Annotated in this window: 27 protein-coding genes and 1 tRNA gene; 8 read left to right on the top strand and 20 right to left on the bottom strand. The window is 67.7% G+C overall.

Annotation, left to right across the window (positions count from 1 at the left end):
- Positions 1 to 67: 67 nt before the first annotated feature.
- Positions 68 to 442: an antibiotic biosynthesis monooxygenase gene (locus tag ACODR1_RS20375; protein WP_488882084.1), complete on the bottom strand. Its 375-nt coding sequence runs from the start codon at positions 440 to 442 to the stop codon at positions 68 to 70.
- A gap of 78 nt (positions 443 to 520) precedes the next feature.
- Here ACODR1_RS20375 and soxR point away from each other — a divergent pair, with 78 nt between their 5' ends.
- Positions 521 to 976, top strand: coding sequence for a redox-sensitive transcriptional activator SoxR (soxR, locus tag ACODR1_RS20370; protein ID WP_488882083.1), 456 nt, complete (start codon positions 521 to 523; stop codon positions 974 to 976).
- 58 nt (positions 977 to 1,034) lie between these two features.
- Positions 1,035 to 1,649, top strand: a complete 615-nt coding sequence (locus ACODR1_RS20365; protein ID WP_488882082.1) for a DUF1287 domain-containing protein — start codon at positions 1,035 to 1,037, stop codon at positions 1,647 to 1,649.
- Between the two features lie 33 nt (positions 1,650 to 1,682).
- Here the strand turns inward: ACODR1_RS20365 and argC are convergent, their stop codons facing one another.
- From argC to ACODR1_RS20340, 5 genes are all read right to left on the bottom strand, one after another.
- Positions 1,683 to 2,636: an N-acetyl-gamma-glutamyl-phosphate reductase gene (gene argC / locus ACODR1_RS20360; RefSeq protein WP_488882081.1), complete on the bottom strand. Its 954-nt coding sequence runs from the start codon at positions 2,634 to 2,636 to the stop codon at positions 1,683 to 1,685.
- 165 nt (positions 2,637 to 2,801) lie between these two features.
- Complete coding sequence (gene rpsI / locus ACODR1_RS20355; protein ID WP_101714260.1) at positions 2,802 to 3,275, bottom strand: 30S ribosomal protein S9; 474 nt, start codon at positions 3,273 to 3,275, stop codon at positions 2,802 to 2,804.
- A 3-nt stretch (positions 3,276 to 3,278) separates the two neighbouring features.
- Complete coding sequence (gene rplM, locus ACODR1_RS20350) at positions 3,279 to 3,752, bottom strand: 50S ribosomal protein L13 (protein WP_116488812.1); 474 nt, start codon at positions 3,750 to 3,752, stop codon at positions 3,279 to 3,281.
- A 251-nt stretch (positions 3,753 to 4,003) separates the two neighbouring features.
- On the bottom strand, positions 4,004 to 5,482 hold the full coding sequence (locus ACODR1_RS20345; protein WP_488882080.1) for an alkaline phosphatase: 1,479 nt from the start codon (positions 5,480 to 5,482) through the stop codon (positions 4,004 to 4,006).
- Between the two features lie 207 nt (positions 5,483 to 5,689).
- Entirely contained in the window at positions 5,690 to 6,721 is a 1,032-nt protein-coding gene (locus ACODR1_RS20340; protein WP_488882079.1) for a COX15/CtaA family protein, read from the bottom strand.
- A gap of 171 nt (positions 6,722 to 6,892) precedes the next feature.
- Between ACODR1_RS20340 and ACODR1_RS20335 the strand changes: the two genes are divergently transcribed.
- Complete coding sequence (locus tag ACODR1_RS20335) at positions 6,893 to 7,144, top strand: GlsB/YeaQ/YmgE family stress response membrane protein (protein ID WP_058346908.1); 252 nt, start codon at positions 6,893 to 6,895, stop codon at positions 7,142 to 7,144.
- Complete coding sequence (locus ACODR1_RS20330; protein ID WP_488882078.1) at positions 7,141 to 7,377, top strand: DUF2842 domain-containing protein; 237 nt, start codon at positions 7,141 to 7,143, stop codon at positions 7,375 to 7,377. Before ACODR1_RS20335 ends, ACODR1_RS20330 begins: the two co-directional genes overlap by 4 nt.
- 74 nt (positions 7,378 to 7,451) lie before the next feature.
- On the opposite strand, the gene ACODR1_RS20325 is transcribed toward ACODR1_RS20330, so the two are convergent.
- From ACODR1_RS20325 to ACODR1_RS20295, 7 genes are all read right to left on the bottom strand, one after another.
- Positions 7,452 to 7,528 (bottom strand) — tRNA-Pro (locus ACODR1_RS20325).
- Between the two features lie 73 nt (positions 7,529 to 7,601).
- Positions 7,602 to 8,033: a MerR family transcriptional regulator gene (locus tag ACODR1_RS20320; protein ID WP_488882077.1), complete on the bottom strand. Its 432-nt coding sequence runs from the start codon at positions 8,031 to 8,033 to the stop codon at positions 7,602 to 7,604.
- 12 nt (positions 8,034 to 8,045) lie between these two features.
- A complete protein-coding gene (locus tag ACODR1_RS20315; protein WP_058346906.1) occupies positions 8,046 to 8,348 on the bottom strand; it encodes an integration host factor subunit alpha in 303 nt (100 codons plus the stop codon).
- Between the two features lie 223 nt (positions 8,349 to 8,571).
- Positions 8,572 to 9,549 (bottom strand): beta-ketoacyl-ACP synthase III, encoded by a 978-nt coding sequence (locus ACODR1_RS20310; protein WP_488882076.1) that lies wholly within the window; start codon positions 9,547 to 9,549, stop codon positions 8,572 to 8,574.
- Complete coding sequence (gene plsX / locus ACODR1_RS20305; protein WP_488882075.1) at positions 9,546 to 10,628, bottom strand: phosphate acyltransferase PlsX; 1,083 nt, start codon at positions 10,626 to 10,628, stop codon at positions 9,546 to 9,548. Before plsX ends, ACODR1_RS20310 begins: the two co-directional genes overlap by 4 nt.
- An 84-nt stretch (positions 10,629 to 10,712) precedes the next feature.
- On the bottom strand, positions 10,713 to 11,252 hold the full coding sequence (locus ACODR1_RS20300; protein WP_488882074.1) for a YceD family protein: 540 nt from the start codon (positions 11,250 to 11,252) through the stop codon (positions 10,713 to 10,715).
- Positions 11,237 to 11,767 carry a ubiquinol-cytochrome C chaperone family protein gene (locus tag ACODR1_RS20295; protein ID WP_488882073.1) on the bottom strand — a complete coding sequence of 177 codons (531 nt, stop codon included), beginning with the start codon at positions 11,765 to 11,767 and terminating at the stop codon, positions 11,237 to 11,239. The genes ACODR1_RS20300 and ACODR1_RS20295 overlap by 16 nt, the downstream gene beginning before the upstream one ends.
- Before the next feature lie 121 nt (positions 11,768 to 11,888).
- On the opposite strand from ACODR1_RS20295, the gene ACODR1_RS20290 reads away from it, so the two are divergent.
- From ACODR1_RS20290 to ACODR1_RS20280, 3 genes are all read left to right on the top strand, one after another.
- Positions 11,889 to 12,377: an outer membrane protein assembly factor BamE gene (locus ACODR1_RS20290; RefSeq protein WP_101719715.1), complete on the top strand. Its 489-nt coding sequence runs from the start codon at positions 11,889 to 11,891 to the stop codon at positions 12,375 to 12,377.
- 239 nt (positions 12,378 to 12,616) lie between these two features.
- A complete protein-coding gene (locus ACODR1_RS20285; protein ID WP_488882085.1) occupies positions 12,617 to 13,117 on the top strand; it encodes a response regulator in 501 nt (166 codons plus the stop codon).
- A gap of 28 nt (positions 13,118 to 13,145) precedes the next feature.
- Positions 13,146 to 13,583, top strand: coding sequence for a hypothetical protein (locus ACODR1_RS20280; RefSeq protein WP_488882072.1), 438 nt, complete (start codon positions 13,146 to 13,148; stop codon positions 13,581 to 13,583).
- Between the two features lie 60 nt (positions 13,584 to 13,643).
- Here the strand turns inward: ACODR1_RS20280 and ACODR1_RS20275 are convergent, their stop codons facing one another.
- The 7 genes from ACODR1_RS20275 to glyA form a co-directional block, all read right to left on the bottom strand.
- Positions 13,644 to 15,779: a sodium-translocating pyrophosphatase gene (locus tag ACODR1_RS20275; protein WP_488882071.1), complete on the bottom strand. Its 2,136-nt coding sequence runs from the start codon at positions 15,777 to 15,779 to the stop codon at positions 13,644 to 13,646.
- 215 nt (positions 15,780 to 15,994) lie between these two features.
- Positions 15,995 to 16,519, bottom strand: coding sequence for a hypothetical protein (locus tag ACODR1_RS20270; RefSeq protein ID WP_488882070.1), 525 nt, complete (start codon positions 16,517 to 16,519; stop codon positions 15,995 to 15,997).
- Positions 16,520 to 16,574: 55 nt separating this feature from the next.
- Positions 16,575 to 17,657: a thiamine-phosphate kinase gene (thiL, locus tag ACODR1_RS20265; protein WP_488882069.1), complete on the bottom strand. Its 1,083-nt coding sequence runs from the start codon at positions 17,655 to 17,657 to the stop codon at positions 16,575 to 16,577.
- Positions 17,641 to 18,096 carry a transcription antitermination factor NusB gene (gene nusB / locus ACODR1_RS20260; protein WP_101714274.1) on the bottom strand — a complete coding sequence of 152 codons (456 nt, stop codon included), beginning with the start codon at positions 18,094 to 18,096 and terminating at the stop codon, positions 17,641 to 17,643. The genes thiL and nusB overlap by 17 nt, the downstream gene beginning before the upstream one ends.
- On the bottom strand, positions 18,093 to 18,557 hold the full coding sequence (locus ACODR1_RS20255; protein WP_058346896.1) for a 6,7-dimethyl-8-ribityllumazine synthase: 465 nt from the start codon (positions 18,555 to 18,557) through the stop codon (positions 18,093 to 18,095). The genes nusB and ACODR1_RS20255 overlap by 4 nt, the downstream gene beginning before the upstream one ends.
- Before the next feature lie 81 nt (positions 18,558 to 18,638).
- The gene (nrdR, locus tag ACODR1_RS20250; protein WP_101714276.1) at positions 18,639 to 19,112 is read right to left on the bottom strand and encodes a transcriptional regulator NrdR; all 474 of its coding nucleotides are present in this window, start codon (positions 19,110 to 19,112) and stop codon (positions 18,639 to 18,641) included.
- Positions 19,113 to 19,144: 32 nt separating this feature from the next.
- Complete coding sequence (glyA, locus tag ACODR1_RS20245) at positions 19,145 to 20,434, bottom strand: serine hydroxymethyltransferase (RefSeq protein ID WP_488882068.1); 1,290 nt, start codon at positions 20,432 to 20,434, stop codon at positions 19,145 to 19,147.
- Between the two features lie 202 nt (positions 20,435 to 20,636).
- Here glyA and ACODR1_RS20240 point away from each other — a divergent pair, with 202 nt between their 5' ends.
- A complete protein-coding gene (locus ACODR1_RS20240; protein ID WP_488882067.1) occupies positions 20,637 to 21,080 on the top strand; it encodes a Ros/MucR family transcriptional regulator in 444 nt (147 codons plus the stop codon).
- Positions 21,081 to 21,183 lie beyond the last annotated feature (103 nt).

Raw genomic sequence — 21,183 nt, 5'->3', positions numbered from 1 at the left:
GACGCCAATAGATCCTCCCCCTCTGGGGGAGGTGGCCCGGAGGGCCGGAGGGGGCCGCCGAAGGCGGCTACACCATCCCCACCGCGTAGGCCTCGGCGAATACGCCCGCCTCGGACTTCTCGATCAGCGGGCGCACACGGGCCATGTGTTCGGTGAAGCGCGGATCCTCGCGGAAGAGGTCGGCGTCCGCCTGGGTGTCGAACACCGAGATCAGCACCAGCCCCTGCTCTGAGCGAAACAGCCGCGCGCCGCGCAGGCCCTTCACCTGGCCGCGCAGGCGCAGGTGCTGGGCCAGTTGCAGCTCGAGGAAGGCCTCGAACTGGCCGGCCCTCGGACGGATGACGCTGATGTTGACCACTGGCTCGGGGCGGGCCGCCCTAGGCTCGACGGGGCTGGCGACAGCGGCGGCTGCGACGGCGGTCGTGGCGGCGGCGAAGGTCATGAGGAGGCGCTCCAGGAAGGCGTTGCCGGTTGCGGAGCTCCTCCTGTAAAACCTCAAGCAAACTTGAGGTCAAGCGCCATGTCAGACTGCCCTTCCGCCTTCCAGACGCTGAGCGTCGGCGAACTGGCCAAGCGCGCAGGCGTGGCGGTGTCGGCCCTGCACTTCTACGAGGCCAAGGGCCTGATCCGCAGCCTGCGCACCGAGGGCAACCAGCGGCGCTATCCGCGCGGCATGCTGCGGCGGGTGGCGGTGATCAAGGTGGCCCAGCGCACCGGCATGCCGCTGAACGAGATCAAGCAGGCCCTCGCCGCCCTGCCCGACGACCGCGCGCCCAGCCAGGAGAACTGGCGCGACCTGTCGGCGGCCTGGCGCGATGATCTCGACGCCCGCATCCGTCGCCTGACCCAGTTGCGCGACCAGTTGGACGACTGCATCGGCTGCGGCTGCCTGTCGCTGACCTCGTGCCCGCTGCGCAATCCACGCGACTCACTCGCCGCCGAAGGACCAGGCCCTCGCCTTCTGGATGAAATTTGACACCAGCAAGACCGGCGTTCGCCCAAAACTCGCCCCGATCACGGCGGAGCTTGTCGCCATGCTCGATCTCTCTCGTCGCACAGCGCTGAGCCTGCTGGCCGCCGCCCCTTGGCTGGGCGCGGCCGCGCGCGGCGACGGCCTGAAACTGGCCCAGGCGGCCCGCACCCAGATCGGCGTGACCCTGGACTACGATCCCAGCTATCGCGCGATCGGCTATCCGCGGGGCGACGTGCTGCGCTCGACCGGCGTCTGCGCCGACGTGCTGGTGCGAGCCGCGCGCGACGCCTGGAACATCGACCTGCAGGAGCGCGTGCATGCCGACATGGTTCGCGCCTTCTCGGCCTATCCGGCCAGGCGCGCCTGGGGCCAGAAAAGCGCCGACGCCAACATAGACCACCGGCGGGTGCTGAACCTGGAGACCTATCTCGACCGCCAGGGCGCGAAGCTGCGCGCCAGCCAGGACGCGCGTTCTGGCGACGGCTTTGCCGATCCCCTGCCCGGCGACGTGCTGACCTGGCGACTGTTCGGCAACGGCCGCCCGCACATCGGCGTGGTCGTGCAGGGCCCCAACAAGGTGCGCGTGGTGCACAACATCGGCGCTGGCGCCCGCGAAGAGGCGCTGTGGATCTTCAAGCTGCACAAGCCGGCCGGGCACTACCGCTGGCGGGCGTAAAGGCCCCTCTCCCATAGGGAGAGGGTCTTGTTTCTAGAGCCCAGCCTTCTCGTCCAGGCCCAGGGCCAGGTTGAGGTTCTGCACCGCCGCGCCCGAGGCGCCCTTGCCCAGGTTGTCGAGCAGGGCCACCAGGCGGGCCTGGCCGCTGGTGTCGGAGCCGAATACGAACAGCTTCAGGCGGTTGGTGCCGTTCAGCCCCTCGGGGTCGAGGGTGGCCATCGACTTGGCCTCGTCCAGCGAAGCCACCTCGACGAAGCTCTCGCCCTTGTAGTGGGCGGCGAGCGCGGCGTGGAGGTCGCCCAGCGAGCACGAGCCTTCCAGCAGGCCAAGATGCAGCGGCAGCTCGACCAGCATGCCCTGCGCGTAGCGGCCGACGGCCGGGGTGAAGATCGGGCGGGTCAGCAGACCCCCGTGCTTCTGGATCTCCGGCACGTGCTTGTGGGTCAGAGACAGGCCGTAGATGCGGTAAGCGGCCTTGGTGTAGTTCGGCGAGGTCTCGTCCTCGAACTCGGCGATCATCGCCTTGCCGCCGCCGGTGTAGCCCGAGACGGCGTTGAACGAGATGGGCAGGTCGGACGACAGCAGGCCGGCCGAGACCAGCGGTCGGGTCAGGGCGATGGCGCCGGTGGCGTAGCAGCCCGGGTTCGAGATCCGCTTCGAAGCCGCGATCTTCTTGCGCTGCTCCTTGTCGAGCTCGGGGAAGCCGTAGGTCCAGTCGGCGTTGGTGCGGTAGGCCGTCGAGGCGTCGATCACCTTGACCAGCGGGTTCTCGATCAGACCGACGGCTTCCTTGGCCGCATCGTCGGGCAGGCACAGGATCACCGCGTCGGCGGCGTTCAGCATCTCGGCGCGGGCGACCGGGTCCTTGCGCTTGTCGGGATCGATCGAGATCAGCTGCAGATCGGTGCGGCCGATCAGGCGCTCGCGGATCTGCAGGCCGGTGGTGCCGACTTCGCCGTCGATGAAGACCTTGGGGGTGTTCGCCATGATGCCAACTCCTCGGCCTGGGCCGCTTTGTGTCGGGCCCAGTCTTGCAGCGCCATATGACCGGCGCATGCGTTCGGGCGCTGTCCGGCCCGATCGGAATTCACAAGAAAAAGGGCGCTTCGGATGACCGAAGCGCCCTCTTCCAAAACGCGTGCGACGACGCGCTTAGCGCTTCGAGAACTGGAAGCTGCGGCGGGCCTTGGCCTTGCCGTACTTCTTACGCTCGACGACGCGGCTGTCGCGGGTCAGGAAGCCGTGCGGCTTCAGGACCGGGCGCAGGGCCGGTTCGTAGTAGGTCAGGGCCTTGGACAGGCCGTGACGGATGGCGCCGGCTTGACCCGACAGGCCCGAACCTTCGACGGTGACGTCGACGTCGAACTGGCCGAGACGCTCGGTCACTTGCAGCGGCTGGGCGATCATCATGCGCAGCACGGGGCGAGCGAAGTAGACTTCCTGGTCGCGGCCGTTGACCGTGATCTTGCCGGTGCCCGGCTTGATCCAGACGCGCGCGATGGCGTTCTTGCGCTTGCCGGTCGCGTACGAGCGGCCTTGAGCGTCGATCTTCGGCTCGGCCGGAGCGGCCGCTTGCGGGTTGCTGGACAGGCCGGCCAGCGCGTCAAAACCTTGAGCTTCGGACATGACTTAGGCGCTCCGGGTGTTCTTGACGTTGCGCGCGGCGAAGTCGATGACTTCCGGGCTTTGCGCTTGGTGCGGGTGCTCAGCGCCGGCGTAGACCAGCAGGTGCGTCAGCTGCTTGCGAGCCAGCGGGCTCTCCTTCGGCAGCATGCGCTCGACGGCCTTGTTCAGGACGCGCTCGGGGAATTGACCGCCCAGCACCTTGCGCGGGGTGGTTTCCTTGATGCCGCCCGGGTGACCGGTGTGACGGTAGTAAACCTTGTCGTCCAGCTTCTTGCCGGTGAACTTCACCTTGTCGGCGTTGATCACGACGACGAAGTCGCCGCAGTCGACGTGCGGGGTGTAGTCAGGACGGTGCTTGCCGCGAAGACGCATGGCGATGAACGTCGCCAGACGGCCGACAACGGCGTCCTTGGCGTCGACCACGATCCACTTCTTCTCGACCTCGGCGGGCTTCAGGGAAGCCGTGGTCTTTTGCATGGGATTGATCCGTAATTCTTGTGCGTCGGGAGCCAAGGGATTGGATCCGTCCGCGTGAGGGGCGGCTGATACCCAAGGGTTCGCCGCCTGTCAACAATGCGCACGTAGGAAAGTTCGGAAAGCCTTGTAGAGCAAGGGGTTGAGCGATGCGGTATCTAAATACCGCATCATTTGATCCCATACGCCATGCAAAGAAAAGGGGCGGACGCCAGACCAGCGCCCGCCCCTTCTGCGGTAAGGGTTTGCCGCGTCTACTTGGCCCTGTCGAAGCCGAAGGCGTGGCGCATGACCTGGAAGACGTAGCTCTCCTCGACCACGCCGCGGACGAGATAGGCGCCCGGGCCGTCTGCATAGACCCCGACGTCCTCGCCGGCATGGGCGGCGCTGGGCAGATGAGCCACGGCCTGCTGGTGGTAGTCGTCTTCGTCGAGGTCTTCCTTGGCCGGGTCGGCGCGCAGATTGTTCCCTTCGACGCCGCCGGGACCGGTAGCGAAGCTGAGCACCGTGTAGGCCTTGCCGTCGCCGGCCACGACCGGTTCGCCCTCGTTGCCGGCCAGGCCCAGGATCGGGGCGTTGCGCGCGGCGTAGCCCGAGATCACCAGGCCATGGCTGTGGTCGGCGGTGACGATGACCAGGGTGTCCTTCAGGTCGACCTTGTCGAGCACGGCCTGGACAGCGTCGGAGAAGGCGGCCGTCTCGGTCAGGGTGCGCTTGGCGTTGTTGAGGTGGCTGCCCATGTCGATCTTGCCGCCCTCGACCAGCAGGAAGTAGCCCTTGGGGTTCTGGGACAGCACGTCGACGGCCTTGGTCGCCATCTCGGCCAGGGTCGGCACGCCCTGCCCGCTCTGGGCGCGCTCGACCTCGTAAGGCAGGTGCTCGCCGGCGAAGAGGCCCAGCAGCGGGCCGGTCCTGGCCGGATCGACGGCCTTCAGCTGATCGGCGGTCGCGACGTAGGCCGCCCCCTTGGCCTTGGTCCACTCGGCGGTCAGGTCGCGGCCGTCGGCGCGCTTGCCGCCCTTGGCCTCGGGCAGGAAGCGGGAACGGCCGCCGCCCAGGGCGACGTCGAGACGCAAGTTGGCAGGCGCCTCGACCAGTTGGCGGGCGATATCCTTGCAGCCGCCGGACAGGGCTTCGGCCGGCATGTCGGCGTCGGCTTCCCAGTCGCGATAGGCGGTGTGGGCGAAGGTCCCGGCGGGCGTGGCGTGGGTGATGCGGGTGTTGGTGACCGCGCCGGCCGACAGGCCGTGGGCCTTGGCGATCTCGGCGATGGTGGCGACGCGGGTCCCCGCCTCGCTGGCGCAACTCTCGGGCTTGGCCTCGCCGGTCAGGCCGATGACCTTGTTACGGGTCTTCACGCCGGTGGTGATGGCGGTGATGCCGGCGGCGCTGTCGGTGACCTGGGTGTCGTGGCTGTAGGTCTTGGAGAGCGCGGTGAAGGGCAGCGTCTCGAACGACAGGGCGTTGGACTCGCCGTCCACGCCCTTCTGCTGGCCTTGCCAGATCCGGCCGGCCACGGCGGTGGAGATGCCCATGCCGTCGCCGAGGAACAGGATGACGTTCTTGGCCCGGCCGGTGTTGGGGGTCACCGCCATGGCCCTGGCCAGCGCCGCCTGGCCAGCCTTGTAGTACGGGTCGGCCGCCTGCGCCGGCGAGGCGTCGGCGGCGTGGGCGAAGGCGGGCAGCAGGGCCAGGGCGCAGACGCCGGCCAGGAACGAGGAAGCGCGGATCACGGGGCAGTCTCCAGCAGGGACGTCGCGCGTGCTCTGCTGGAGTTTCGTGACAGTTCTTCGAGCGCCGTAGAAATGGGCTGAAGCGAAGGGCTGACCGTCTCCCGTAAAACCCTCGCGGAAGCGGGGGCCCAGGCTTTTCTGAAACCAGCGGCGCTCGACGATAAAACACCTGGGTCCCCGCTTCCGCGGGGATTTCTCGGAGATTGATTACGGCCGACGGACGCGCCAGGCGAAGGCGGTGGCCGCGCCCAGCAGCACGGCCGCGCCGGCCTGGTGCAGGACGCCCAGACTCAGCGGCACGGCGGCCATCAGGGTCCAGACGCCCAGTCCCGCCTGCAGCGTCACCACGCCCAGCAGAACGTAGGCAGTGATCTTGGCCTCATGCGGCAGGCGACGGGCGCGAGCAGCCCCTACGGCGATGACGATCGCGGCGGCGAAGACGGCGTAGGCCATCAGGCGGTGATGAAGCTGAACCGCGCCCTGGCTGTGGGCCAGCGTGCCCCAGAGCCCGTGGCCGGCATACTGGTCGGGCAGCAGCGCGCCGTTCATCAGCGGCCAGTCGTTGTAGACGAGGCCGGCGTCGTTGCCGGCCACCAGCGCGCCCAGCAGGCTCTGGAAGAACACCGCGCCCAGGAAGCCCAGGGCCCAGCCGCGCCAGTCGCTGCGCTCCTCGACGCGCGGCGCGCCGTTCCAGGCGTCCAGCGCCGTCCAGATCAGCAGCACGAAGAGAGCCAGCGCCAGGCCCAGGTGGACCATCAGCCGCTCGGGCGCGACCGAGACCCGTTCGGAAAGGCCCGAAGAGACCATCCACCAGCCCACCAGCCCCTGCAGGCCGCCCAAGGCCAGCATGGCTCCGCAGCGCCAGATCAGGCGGCGCGGCAGCATTCGGCGCACCAGGAAGAAGGCGAACGGAACCGCGAAGGCGATCCCGACCACGCGGCCCAGCAGTCGGTGCGCCCACTCCCACCAGAAGATGCCCTTGTAGGCCTCCAGGGTCATGTCGGGGTTCACCAGGTGGTACTGGGGAATCTGCTTGTAGAGCTCGAAATTGGCTCGCCAGGCCTCCTCCGACATCGGCGGCAGCGCGCCCATGATCGGCTTCCACTGGGTGATCGACAGACCCGAGTCGGTCAGGCGCGTGGCGCCGCCGACCACGACCATGGCGAAGACCAGCACCGCCACGACGAACAGCCAGATGGCCACGGGGCCGGAACGGTCGGAACGCAGGAAGGAAGTCATGAAGCCGAAAAAACGCCTGTTCTGGGCCTAAATGGGGCGGCTAGACCCCTACCCCCGCCACAGCTCCGCTGTCCATGCCTGCGGTCGCCTTAAGGGAACCATGACGCGCACGACTGGTCGTGGCATGGTGACCCCGCTGCGGGGGCGCAGCGCGTTCCAGGGGGAAGTGCAATGAGCGGCGTAGGCGTGTTCAGCGCCGTGGTGATCGGCATCCTGGCCGGCTGGATCGCGGATCTGGCCCTGGCCCGTCGCCACAGCCTGTTCATCAAGCTGCTGATCGGCGTGATCGGCTCGTTCATCGGCGCCTTCATCGCCCAGCGCCTGCACCTGGCGATTCCCGGCTTTCTCGGCAGCCTGGCGGTCTCGGCCGTCGGCGCCACCCTGTTCCTGGCCGTCCTTGGCCTCTTCCGGAGATCCGCGTGAGCGCTCCCCTCATTCCGGCGCGCCTGCGCAAGCTGATCGGTTCGCTCGGCGTGGTCGCGATCCTGCTCGGCTGGATCTGGGCTTTCACCAGCCTCTACGACCACCTGCCCATGAACCGCGCCGTGCACCTGATCTATTTCGTGGCGCTGGGCATGGGCTGGGTCCTGCCCGTCATCCCGCTGATCACCTGGATGGGCAAGGCGGACAAACCTCTGGACGTCGGCCAGCGATAATCCGGAAACGAAAAAGGCCGCCCCGAAGGGCGGCCTTTGCGTTTCTTCCGCAATCTTCTCTCCGAAGGAGAGAATGGTCGGAGCGACAGGATTCGAACCTGCGACCCCTTGACCCCCAGTCAAGTGCGCTACCAGGCTGCGCCACGCTCCGACGCGGAAGGAGCGCCCTTATAGGCGCCGCTCCTCGCCTCGGCAATCGGAAATCTGAGCGTTTTCCACAGTCCTCAAGAACGGGTCAAAAGCCAGTCCAGCCGGGCCTTGATGCTGGTGAGGTCGTCGAGCGCTTCGGTCAGCCGACGACGTTGCTCGGGGCTGGGCGCCGCCGAACCGGTCGAATCGCCGAACGCGTCGACGATCGGAGATTCGAGGAAGGCCGCGCCGTTCTGACCCAGGCCCGCGGCGATGACGTGCGACACGCCCTGCTCGCGGTGCAGCTTCTGGACGCCCTTGATGGTGTAGCCCTCGGCGTGCAGCAGCGCGCGCACGCCGTTCAGCACGGCGATGTCCTGCGGGCGATAGAAACGCCGCCCGCCGGCCCGCTTCATCGGGCGGATGAAAGAAAACTTGGTCTCCCAGAAACGCAGTACGTGCTGGGGGACGCCGAGCTCCTCGGCGGCCTCTGAAATCGTGCGGAAGGCGTTCGGCCCCTTCGCCACCGCACGGACTCCTTAGTCGTCCAGAGCGCTGTCGATGCGCGCCTTCATCACCTGGGAGGCCCTGAAGCCGATGACGCGGCGCGGCTCGATCTCGGCCGGCTCGCCGGTCTTGGGATTGCGCCCCATCCGGGCCCGCTTCTCGCGGACCTGGAAGACGCCGAACCCGGAAAGCTTGACCGTCTCGCCCTTCTCAAGCGCCTCGGCCACGAGATCCAGGGTGCGCTCGACGAGACCGGCGCAGTCCTGACGAGTCAGGCCTACTTCCTCGTGGACGGCCTCGCAGAGGTCAGCCCGGGTCAGAGTCGAACCCTTCATAACGCCCCCTATACGCTTCAAATGCGCGAACTCAGCACAGTCCGCGCCAATCGGCCCGCCTTGCGAAAGGGGGCGCACGAAAGCCCCGATATCGCGCGACAAGACCTCGTCAACTTGAGACTGCATGCCGCGAATACCGCATGAAGTCAAAGGGTCAAGCCGGATACTTCATATGCTGAAGCAGGCCGTGCGCCAACCCAAGGTCAAGCTTGCTCCGTGACCATCAAAGGCGCAGGACGCAGGCGCCCCACGTGAGGCCGCCGCCCATCGCCTCGAGCAGCAGCAGGTCGCCCGGCTTGATCCGGCCGTCCGCGACCCCGTGGGCGAAGGCCAGGGGAATCGAGGCGGCCGAGGTGTTGGCGTGCAGCGCCACCGTCGAGATCACCTTTTCCTCGTCGATGCCGCAGCGATTGGCCACGCCCTGCAGGATTCGCTGGTTGGCCTGGTGCGGGATGAACCAATCGACCTCGGGCACGCTCACGCCCGCCTTCTCGGCGGCGGCGTGGATGGCCTCGGAGATGTTGATCACCGCGTGCTTGAAGACCTGGTTGCCCAGCATCCGCAGCTTGCCGACCGTGCCCGTAGTCGACGGACCGCCGTCGACATAGAGCAACTCCTGCTTGGTGCCGTCGGCACGCAGGGCGAAGCCCAGCATGCCGCGATCGGCCGTGGTCCCCTCGCCTTCCTGCGGCTCCAGCACCACCGCGCCGGCGCCGTCGCCGAACAGCACGCAGGTGCCGCGGTCGGTCCAGTCCATCAGGCGGGTCATGGCCTCGGCGCCGATCACCAGCGCGCACTTGGCGTTGCCGCGGGCGATGAAGCCATCGGCCACCGACAGGGCGTAGACGAAGCCCGAGCACACGGCCTGGACGTCGAAGGCGATGCCGACGCCCGCGCCCAGCTTGCGCTGGACGATGGTGGCGGTGGCCGGGAAGGTCAGGTCGGGCGTCGTGGTGGCCACGATGATCAGGTCGACGTCGGCGGCGGTCTTGCCGGCCCGTTCCAGCGCCTGCTTGGCCGCTTCCACGGCCAGGTCGGACACGGCCTGATCGTCGGCGGCCTTGTGGCGCTGGCGGATGCCCGTGCGCTCGATGATCCACTCGTCGGAGGTGTCGACGATCTTCGACAGGTCTTCGTTGGTGACGATCTGCGGCGGCAGGTAGGCCCCGACGCCGGTCACCACGCTGCGAACTACGCTCACTCGGCGGCTCCCTGGGTTTCGGCGCTGCCTGCGCCGTCGTCCTTGGCCGCTTGGTCTTTTTCCGCGGTCAGACGCTTCAGATTACGATCGATCTCGGCGGTGAAGTCGCTGCGCGCGAGGTCCACGGCCACACGCACGGCCGAGGCGAAGCCATTGGAATCGGCGCCGCCGTGGCTCTTCACCACGATCCCGTTGAGGCCCAGCAACGGCCCGCCGTTGACCCGGCCGGGATCCAGGCGCTGCTTCATCTTCTTCAGCGAGCCCGAGGCGATCAGCGCGCCCAGCATGGCCAGCGGGCCGGCGGTCAGGGTCTGCTTGATCTCATTGCCGAAGAACCGGGCCAGGCCCTCGGCGGTCTTCAGGGCGACATTGCCGGTGAAGCCGTCGGTGACGACCACGTCCACGGTGCCGTAGGCGATGTCGGTGCCCTCGACGAAGCCGCGATAGTCGAAGTCGAAGTGCGGGCTGTCCTGCAGGATGCGATGCGCCTCGCGCACCTCCTCGTGGCCCTTCTGCTCCTCGGAGCCGACATTGAGCAGGCCGACGGTCGGGCGCACCGAGCCGTGCACGGCGTGGTGGAAGGCCGCGCCCATGATGGCGAACTCGACCAGCTGCTCGGCGTCGCTCTCGACATTGGCGCCGACGTCCAGCACCGCCGAGATCCCCTTCATGGTCGGCCAGGAGGCGACGATGGCGGGGCGTTCCAGATCCGCGCTCATGCGCAGGATCAGCTTGGAGATCGCCATCAGGGCGCCGGTGTTGCCCGCCGAGACGCAGGCGGCGGCTTCGCCGGAGCGGATCGCCTCGACGGCGTTCCAGAGGCTCGAGCCCTTGCCCCGGCGCATGGCCTGGGCGGGCTTTTCGTCCATGGCGATGGACTTGTCGGTATGGACGACGGTGCAGACCGCCCGCGCGGCCGGCGCGCGCGCCAGCTCGGCGTTCAGCGCGACCTCGTCGCCGTGCACCAGGAAGCGCACGTCGGGCAGGGTCTTGGCCGCGATCTCCAGCGCCGGAACGACCACGGACGGACCGTGATCCCCGCCCATGGCGTCGATCGAGATGACTACAGGCTTGGGCACGAGGCGCTATCGACTCCTTAGACGGTCGCGACGCGGCCGATGATTCCCCGGCGTGATATCACGCCGGAAGGCGTAAGGGCCAACTCAGCCCTCGTCGCCCTTCGTTTTAAGCCCCTTCAGGGCCGCGAAGGGAGAAAGCTCAACCGGTTCGGGCGGTTGCACGAACACCGCGCCCGGCTTGCGGGGGAACGGGTCGAGCTCCAGCGCCAAGTGTTCGATGACATAGCCGGAGACGTCGATCGTCTCGCCTTCCAGCACGTCGGGCGGATCGTCGCCGTCCGGGTCGAGGCCCAGTTCGCCCCCCTCGTCCTGAGGCGCGTGCTCGCTGTTGGCCGGCAGGACGTGCAGGCTGAAGCGCGCGTCGATGGGGGTCTCGAAATCCTCGCTGGTGACGCCGCAGGTCTGGACGACACGAGCGCGCAGCACGCCCGACACCTCGGCGCCGTCCATCCACGAGCGCAGATAGACCTGGGCTTCCAGCTGATCCAGCGACACCAGGCCCAGTTGCTTGGCGATGGCCTTGCGCACGGTTTCGTCCGGCGCGAGCTTCAGGTCCACCCCGCCACGGTCGACGCGGGCCAGGGTGACGGTGCAGGGCCAGGGATCGATCAGACGTTCGGCCATTGCACTTCTCCGTTCAGCAAGGCGTCCAGCGACTGCTCCGCCAGAGCTTCGCGCGCGGACCGCACATAGGCGCTAACGGACGCCACGTCACCCTCGCCCCGCTCTTCGAAAACGGTGCGGGCCAGGGCGGCGTCGAGTTCGGCGGCGTCCGGCAGCGTCGCGAAGGCCTCGTCGTAGGTCTTCAGCCGGCCATAGAAGGCGCCGGCCAGCTTCTTCATCTTCTTGCCGACGGCGGTGTCGGACACGCCGATCTCGCGGAAGGCGTCGTCGAGACCGCGGACGTAGGAATCAAACACCGCCTGCGAGGTCTCGGCGGCGGCCTCGCCCTGCCCTTTCAGGCGTTCGATCACCAGCACCACATGCAGGGTAAAGAGCTCGAACCGCCCCTCCATCGAGTCGCGAACGCCCAGCTGCTCATAGAATCGCGAGGATCGGGCCTGGGCCGTCGCCGCTGCATAGAGCTTTTCCCCCGCCAGCGTCGCGGGCCTGGGCTTGAGTAGCCAATCCAGAAACATTCCACGCCTCTATTTCGCCGCGAGCCGCCAATAGATGGCCTGAGCATCCACGCGGGCCATTGAACTAAGCCCGCGCGGGCGATAGGTCAAAGTCCAGCCTTCTTCCGGTTCCGGAGCCTCAATGTCTCGCCCCGCCGTTTTCGCCGCCGCCGCCATCGGCCTCGCCGCCGTCGTCGGAGGCTGCACGCCGCTGACGAGCTATTCGGGCTTCCAGGCCATCGAGGCCAAGCCGGCCGACATGAAGGTGGGCGAGGACAGCAAGTCCACCGTCCGCGAGAAGCTGGGCTCGCCGTCCGCGGTCTCCACCTTCGACAACGACGCCTGGTACTACATCTCGCAGACCACCGACCGCGTGGCCTTCTACAAGCCGCGCGTGATCAAGCGCGACGTCGTGGCCATCAAGTTCAACACCGCCGACGAGAAGGTCGCCTCGGTCGACACCTTCACCCTGAAGGACGGCAAGGTCATCGCCTACAACGGGCGCGAGACCCCGACCCGCGGTCGCGAGATGACCGTGCTCGAGCAGCTGCTCGGCACCGTCGGTCGCGGCGGCATGCTGCCCCAGGACGACGAAGGCGTGCCCGGCACCCGTCCCGGCGACCGTCGCTAGGCTGACGACCTAAGTCGGTTAACCGACACTTCAACCTTACCGAAGCTTGACCATAAGCGTGTGATTTCGTGCGACTTTTTGTCGCCGCATCAACGTTTTCTCAAGCACGCCCGTCACAACCTTCCCGTCTGATCGGCGTCAGGGCCCCAACCCTGGCGTCGGTTGCTCTGGGGGAGAAGGTCGTGAGCGCGCTCGATCTGCGGGCGTTGACGATGCTTATCGTCGACGACAACGCCAACATGCGCGGCATCCTGTCCGCGATCCTGAAGTCCGCTGGGGTGCGGCGCATTCTCGAGGCCGGCGACGGCGTCGAGGGCCTGAAGCTGTTTTCCGAACGCGAGGTCGACATCGTATTCACCGACCTGATGATGCAGCCGGTGGACGGATTGTCGTTCGTGCACTGGATCCGCAACTCGCAGGCCAGCCCCAACCCGTACGCGCCGATCATCATGATGACCGGCCACGCCACCCGCCGCAGCCTCGACGAGGCGCGGATGGCCGGGGTGACCGAGTTCCTGGCCAAGCCGCTGACGGCGCGCGGGGTGATGCACCGCATCAACGAGGTCATCAACAATCCGCGCGATTTCGTGCGGACCGAGGCCTATTTCGGCCCTTGCCGGCGACGCCGCATCGACCACGACTTCACCGGCGACGACCGGCGCGGGGCCCAGCCCACGCCGACGGCCCTGGGCGGCGAGGCGGAAGGCGCCTACGACTTCGATCCCGAAGAGGTCTATTGATCCCCGACCGACTTCTGGGGGCATCCAAATGACGAACGCGCAGGAACAGGCGAGCCGGCCAGTCTTCTTGCACCTCAATCCGGACTGGAACGCCGAGCCGAACGCGCCCTGCCCGAAGGTCGCCGTCGACGGCGACGTCGTTCGGCTGAGCTTCCTGCTCAATCCCTATGCATACGAGGCCGAAGACGACGAGGTCGGGATCCTGACCTTCCGCTCTTGCCGCCGCTGGCGGCTCGATCCGACCAACGACGAGGCATGGTTCGCGGGCCGCGGACGCTTCGCCGGCGTCGCGCCGGCCTGGGGCGAGTTCTACGAGATCGTCGGCGCCATTGCACAAGACGCCCTTGATTGGGAAAGCGCGGCCGGAAGCGGCGCACGCCGCTTCCTGTTCTACTTCCGCGACGAGGCATTCGAATGCGAGGCTGAGGACTGGGCGCTGACGCGCCTCCCCGCCCCTTCCGCCTGAAACGGCAAACGCCCCGGAGGCCCAAGCCCCCGGGGCGCGCAAGGTAGGTCGAGCCGCCGATCAGCCGTGCGCCAGCACCGCCAGAAGCAGCAGGGCCACGATGTTGGTGATCTTGATCATCGGGTTCACGGCGGGACCCGAGGTGTCCTTGTAGGGGTCGCCGACGGTGTCGCCGGTGACGGCGGCCTTGTGGGTGTCGCCACCTTTCTTGTGCAGGACGCCGTCCTTGTCGGTGAAGCCTTCCTCGATCACCTTCTTGGCGTTGTCCCATGCGCCGCCGCCGCTGGTCATCGAGATAGCGACGAACAGGCCGGTGACGATCACCCCCATCAGCATGGCGCCGAGGCTGGCGAAGGCGTCGACCTTGCCGGCGATGGCGTTGATGACGAAGAACAGCACCACCGGCGAAACCACCGGCAGCAGGCTAGGCACGATCATCTCGCGGATGGCGGCCTTGGTCAGGATGTCGACCGCCTTGCCGTATTCGGGCTTGGTCTCGTAGGTCATGATGCCCGGGTTGTCGCGGAACTGGCGACGAACCTCGGCCACCACCGACTCGGCCGCGCGGCCGACGGCGGTCATCGACAGACCCCCAAACAGGAACGGCAGCAGGCCGCCGAACAGCAGGCCGACCACGACATAGGGGTTGGACAGGTCGAAGCTGACCGCCCCCATGCCGTCGAAGAAGCTGCCGGGAGCGGCGTTCTCGGAGAAGAACTTCAGGTCCTCGGTATAGGCCGCGAACAGCACCAGCGCCCCCAGCCCCGCCGAACCGATGGCGTAGCCCTTGGTCACGGCCTTGGTGGTGTTGCCGACCGCGTCGAGGGCGTCGGTGGTGACGCGGACTTCCGGCGGCAGACCGGCCATCTCGGCGATGCCGCCCGCGTTGTCGGTGACCGGACCGAAGGCGTCCAGCGCGACGATGAAGCCGGCCAGCGACAGCATGGTGGTGGTGGCGATGGCGATGCCGAACAGGCCCGCCAGGTTGTAGGTCACCACGATGCCGACGATGATCGTCAGGGCCGGCAGGGCCGTGGACTCCAGCGACATGGCCAGGCCCTGGATGACGTTGGTGCCGTGACCGGACACCGACGCCTGGGCCACCGACTTCACCGGACGGAAGCCCGTGCCGGTATAATACTCGGTGATCACCACGATCAGCGCCGTCACCGCCAGGCCCACGAGGCCGCAGTAGAACAGGTTGTTCGCGGTGAACAGGCGGCCGTCGAGCTCGATCGAGGTCGGCACCAGTTGATGGATCACCCACCAAACGGCCGGGATCGACAGGAGCCCGGTGACGATCAGGCCCTGATAGAGGGCCCCCATGATGTTGTTCTTCTTGCCCAGGCGAACAAAGAAGGCGCCGATGATCGAGGTGACGATGCAGACCGCGCAGATGGCCAGCGGCAGCAGCATCATCGAACCGACGACGTCGGTGCCGGTGAAAAAGATCGCCGCCAGCACCATGGTGGCCACCGTGGTCACCGCGTAGGTCTCGAACAGGTCGGCGGCCATGCCGGCGCAGTCGCCGACGTTGTCGCCCACGTTGTCGGCGATGGTCGCGGCGTTCCGGGGGTCGTCCTCGGGGATGCCCGCCTCGACCTTGCCGACGAGGTCGCCGCCCACGTCGGCGCCCTTGGTGAAGATGCCGCCGCCCAGACGGGCGAAGATCGAGATCAAGGACGCGCCGAAGCCCAGCGCCACCAGCGAGTCGATGACGACGCGGTCGGTGCCCTCATGCCCGACCGACAGCAGCAGGGCGAAATAGCCCGCCACCCCGATCAGCGCGAAGCCCGCCACCAGCATGCCAGTGACCGCGCCTGAGGTGAACGCCATCGAAAGGCCCTTGCCCAGCCCCTCGGACGAGGCCTGGGCGGTGCGGACGTTGGCGCGCACCGAGATCAGCATGCCGGCGAAGCCCGCCAGGCCCGACAGGATCGCGCCCAGCGCAAAGCCGACGGGCTGCTCCCAGCCCTTGAAGAAGAACGCGAGCAAAGCCACGACCACGACGCCGACGATGGCGATGGTCGTATACTGACGGTTCAGATAGGCCTGGGCGCCTTCCTGAATGGCCGCGGCGATTTCCTGCATCTTCGCATCGCCCGGCGAGGCCTTCAAAAGCCTGGCGGTCTGAACCGCGCCATACAGCACCGCCAGAAGCCCGGCGCCGATGGCTACGTAAAGCCAAGAACTCATGGGTATTGTGCCCCTTCGTGTTTCAATCACGAGGGGTCGCGGTTCCTGACCATGGCGCATTGACGACCGCCCCAGGCCAGGAGCGGCGGGCGGGCCTTAGGGCCTCACTCCCCCTCGAAGCTCCCTGATCTGGCCCCGACATCGGCGCCAGGGGGAAACACTGACATCCACAAGCCTAGCGCGCAACCGCTTGCGAGAACGGCGTTCGCGAAGCTTCAGGGAATGATCGGGGCCGAATCGGCGGGCGGCGGAGCCGGCTTGGCGGCGGCCTTCGGCGCAGCCTTGGGGAACGGCACGAAGTTTCGCGGGGTCTGCTTGCCGATGGTCACCGCGGCGACCTTGCCCTTGCCGACCAGGGCGACGGCCTCGCGCATGACGATGGCCTTCACCTTGCCCTCGTCGAGCAGCACGTAGCTGCCGGGCTTGTTCAGCGGCTGCTTGTGGGCCGCGCGCACCAAGGCGTCGCGCAGCAGCGGCTCCTTGCCGGCGAAGGCGGTGACGTCGCCCGTCGGCGGCAGGGTCAGCGACAGCTCGACGAAGATGTAGTTTATCAGGCGTCCCTCGGCGACGATCGGCAGGGCCATCGAGCCCAGCTTGATCACCGGATCTTCCTTCTCCTTCTCGCCCTCGCCGCCTTCCTTCTTCTTCTCCTTGCCGGAGGCGAAGGCGGGCGCGGCGCACAGCGCCAGCGGCGCGGCGAGCGCCAGGACGGCGCGACGGGACAGAGCGGTCGAGGTCATGCCCGCCTGTTAACCGAGAAGGCTTGAGGTTTCGCTACCGAGCGGAACCGACCCGCTAACCGTGCAGCCAGCCCAGGCGTTGGGGCGTGATGTCCTTGCCCTTGAACAGGGCGGCCACGCCCTCCCCTTCGACGAACTCGCCGATGTCGCGCACCGGCAGGCCGGCGGCGAAGGCGGCGGCCTGGAAGGCGGCGACGTCGGCGGCGGGCACGGCGCAGACGACCTCGTAGTCGTCGCCGCCCGAAGCCAGGGACATGCGGGCTTCGCCGCGCTCGGGCTGGGCTTCCAGCCACTTGCGGGCGCCGGTCGACAGCGGCAGCCGGTCGAGGTCGACCTTGACCTGCAGGCCGCTGGCCTTGGCGATGTGGCCCGCGTCGGCCAGCAGGCCGTCGGAGACGTCGGCGGCGGCGTGGGCGAACTGGCGCAGGGCCTCGCGCAGGGCCAGGCGCGGCGCGGGCGTGCGATAGCGGCGCACGAGGCCGCCGTCGGGATCCTCGACCTCGCCCCAGTGGGCCAGCAGGCCAAGCCAGCCGTCGCCGATGCTGCCGGAAACCATCAGCCGGTCTCCCGCCTTGGCGCCGCGGCGCAGGACGGCCGCGCCTTGCGGGACCCAGCCCAGCAGGGTGGCCGAGACGACCAGAGCGCCGGAGGTGGTGACGGTGTCGCCGCCCAGCAGGTTGACACCGAAGGCCTGGCCGTCCTCGGCCAGACCGCGGGCGAAGGTCTCGCGATCCTCGACGGTCGTGCCCGAAGGCCAGCCGACGGCCAGGAAATAGCCGTAAGGCTCGGCGCCCTTGGCCGCCAGGTCGGAAAGATTGGTGCGCAGCAGCCGCCGGGCGACGATGTCGAGATCCTCGCCGGCCAGGAAGTGCACGCCCGCGACCATGGCGTCCTTGGTGATCACCAGGTCATAGCCGGGACGCGAGGGCAGCACCGCCGCATCGTCCAGCAGGTCGAGCGCGACGGGGTCGCCGTTGGTCAGCGGACGCAGGTGGGTCGCGATCAGCTCGAACTCGTCCGGACCCGACGGCGCGGCCGCCGGAGGGACGTCGTCGAACCACGACTCGTCGTCCTCCGCCGCCGGCGCTACGGCCGGGGCGGGATCGTCGAACCAGTCGTCGTCAGACTCGGGCGTCACGCGCGATGGCGTCCAGGGCGCCGTTGATGAAGCCGGCTTCCGGCCCCTCGAAGAACGACTTGGCGATCTCGACGTACTCGTCGATCACCACCTCGGTCGGAACGTCCGGGCGGTTCATCAGCTCGTAGGCGCCGGCGCGCAACACGGCACGGGCGGTGGCGTCCAGGCGCTCAAGCTTCCAGCCCGAGGCCAGGCGGCGCACGATGGCCGGGTCGATGATCGCCTGCTTGGAGACGACGCCCTTTACCAGGTCGGCGAAGAAGGTCTCGTCGGCCTGGGCCAGCTGGGCGCCTTCGGTGTCCTCGACGGCGCGGTCGAAGCGGTGTTCGGAGAACTCGCGCACGACGGCGTCGACGCCGGCGCCGGAGACTTCCATCTGGTAGAGGGCCTGCACGGCCGCCAGACGCGAAACGGAACGGGGCTGGATGCGCTTGCTCATCGCGCTTGTCCCGACAGCTGACGCTTCAAACCCACGATCTCCAGGCATTCCCGAGCGGCTTGGCCCCCGCGGTCGCCCTGCGAGAGGCGCGCGCGATTCCAGGCCTGATCCTCGTCATCAACCGTCAACACGCCGTAACCAATGGCCAACCTTTTTCCGACGGCCAGGTCCTGCAGGCCCCGGGCGGTCTCGTTGGACACGATTTCGAAGTGGTAGGTCTCGCCGCGCACGACCACGCCCAGCGCGATGTAGCCGTCGTAGCGCACGCCCGACGGGCCCTTGCCGGCCTCCTCGGCGATGGCGATGGCGGCCGGGATCTGCAGGGCGTCGGAAACGGTGACGACCTCGTACTCCGCCCCCTGAGCCTCGATCGCCTGCACGGCGCCGGCCAGCAGCGCGTCCGACAGGCCCGAATAACGGCGCCCCTCGACGATCAGCAGACGAATCCTGTCTTCCACCATATGCCTCTGAACTCCTGGGCGGACGGGAGGCCTCACTGGGCCGTCACACGTCGACCCGAAAAAACGAATCGTAGGATGCGCCTATAGCTCGTCTTCGGCGACGTCGCTCAAGCCTTCTTCGCCCAAAAACTTCGCGAAATCACTGGTCTCCCGGAAATCGCGATAAACCGAGGCGTAGCGGACATAGGCTACATCATCGAGCGATTTCAGGGCCTTCATGACCATCTCGCCGACGACCGACGACTGAAGCTCGGTCTCGCCCTGGCTTTCCAGCTGGCGAACGATGCCGTTGACCATCCGCTCGACCCGCTCGCCCTCGATGGGCCGCTTGCGGGTGGCCAGCGAGATCGAGCGCATCAGCTTGTCGCGGTCGAACGGCGAGCGACGGCCCGACCGCTTGACGATAATCAGCTCACGAAGCTGGACGCGCTCGAAGGTCGTGAAGCGGCCGCCGCACTCCGGGCAAAGGCGGCGACGGCGGATGGCCGCGCCGTCTTCCGACGGGCGGCTGTCCTTCACCTGGCTTTCGGCGTGGCCGCAGAATGGGCAGCGCATGATCTTGGGCCCTCCCCTGCGGCCTTAGGCCATTAGTTGTAGATCGGGAACCGAGCCGTCAAGGCCAGCACTTCCTCGCGCACCTTGGCCTCGACCGCGGCGTTGCCTTCCGGACCGCTGGCGGCCAGGCCGTTGACGACCTCGCCGATCAGCTCGCCCACGCGGGTGAACTCGGCTTCCTTGAAGCCGCGGGTGGTACCGGCCGGCGTGCCCAGGCGGATGCCCGAGGTGATCGTGAACGGCGCGGTGTCGAACGGCACGCCGTTCTTGTTGCAGGTCATGTGGGCGCGTTCGAGGCTGTGCTCGGCGTCGCGGCCGGTCACGCCCTTGGGACGCAGGTCGACCAGCATCAGGTGGCTGTCGGTGCCGCCCGAGACGATGTTGACGCCCGACTTGCCCAGCGCGTCGGCCAGGGCCTTGGCGTTGGCGATGATCTGGGCGGCGTATTCCTTGAACGAGGGTTGCAGGGCCTCGCCGAAGGCCACGGCCTTGGCGGCGATGACGTGCTCCAGCGGGCCGCCTTGCAGGCCGGGGAACACGGCCGAGTTGACCTTCTTGATGATGGCTTCGTCGTTGGTCAGCACCATGCCGCCGCGCGGGCCGCGCAGGGTCTTGTGGGTGGTGGTGGTGACGACGTGGGCGTGCGGGACGGGATTGGGGAACACGCCGCCAGCCACCAGGCCCGCGAAGTGGGCCATGTCGACCATCAGGTAGGCGCCGACGCTGTCGGCGATCTCGCGGAAGCGGGCGAAGTCGATCTCGCGGCTGTAGGCGCTGCCGCCGGCGATGATCAGCTTGGGCTTCTCGCGCTGGGCGACCTCGGCGACGTTGTCGTAGTCGATCAGCTGGTCCTGCTGGCGCACGGTGTAGGACACCGGCTTGAACCACTTGCCCGACTGGTTGGCGGGCGAGCCGTGGGTCAGGTGGCCGCCGGCGGCCAGGTCCATGCCCATGAAGGTGTCGCCCGGCTGCAGGAGCGACATGAACACCGACTGGTTGGCCTGCGAGCCCGAGTGCGGCTGGACGTTGGCGAAGGCCGCGCCGAACAGTTGCTTGGCGCGCTCGATGGCGATGGTCTCGATCTCGTCGACGTACTCGCAACCGCCGTAGTAGCGCTTGCCCGGATAGCCTTCGGCGTACTTGTTGGTCAGGATCGAGCCCTGGGCCTCCAGCACCGCCTTCGAGACGATGTTTTCCGAGGCGATCAGTTCGATCTGGTTCTGCTGACGACCCAGCTCCCGACCAATGCGATCGAAGATGTCGCGGTCGGCGGTCGCGAGATCGGCGCCGAAGAACTTGGTCAGGTCGGTGGTGGTCGTCATCGGCAGCTCCTTGGGGCGGGCGGCTGGGCTTTGGGCGGCGCGCTCCCGCGAGGGAGTCGACGGCGCTCTCTTTAGCGCCCTTCGCGCCACGATCAATGACGGAACCGCGACGATAACCATGCGTTGGTGACGAACCTCGGCGGGGTGTTGCCGCTGCGCCGAGCGTTTTTTAGTGCAAACGAACAGAACGGGCGGGATGCGTATGGCGGCTTCACACGACGAGACGGGGTCGGACATGACGGACGACACCGATCTGCTGGCGCTGAGCGCGAGCATCGTCGCGGCCTATGTCGGCCAGAACAAGATTTCCCAGACAGCCGTCCCCGACCTGATCCGCACCGTGCACGGAGCGCTGCTGGGGTTGCACGGCGAACCGGTCGCCGCCAAGCCCGCCGAGAAGCAGAAGCCCGCAGTGCCCGTTTCGCGCTCGGTGCAGCACGACTACATCGTCTGCCTCGAGGACGGCAAGAAGCTGAAGATGCTCAAGCGCTACCTGCGCTCGCACTACGACATGAGCCCCGAGGACTACCGCCGCAAATGGGGCCTGCCGTCGGACTATCCGATGGTCGCGCCGGCCTATGCCGCGCGTCGCTCCGACTTCGCCAAGCAGATCGGCCTGGGCAAGGGCGTGCGCAGGAGGGCGTAGAGGCCTGGGAGGCGAAAACCCCGCCCTTCGACAGGTTCAGGGTGAGGTTTTCACTGCGCCGTCCATGATCCTCATCCTGAGCTTGTCGAAGGACGAAGATCAC

It is taken from the genome of Caulobacter sp. FG7, from assembly GCF_057808875.1.
The sequence above is the reverse complement of the archived record's forward strand: the minus strand, read 5'-3'. Positions and strand labels throughout refer to the sequence as shown.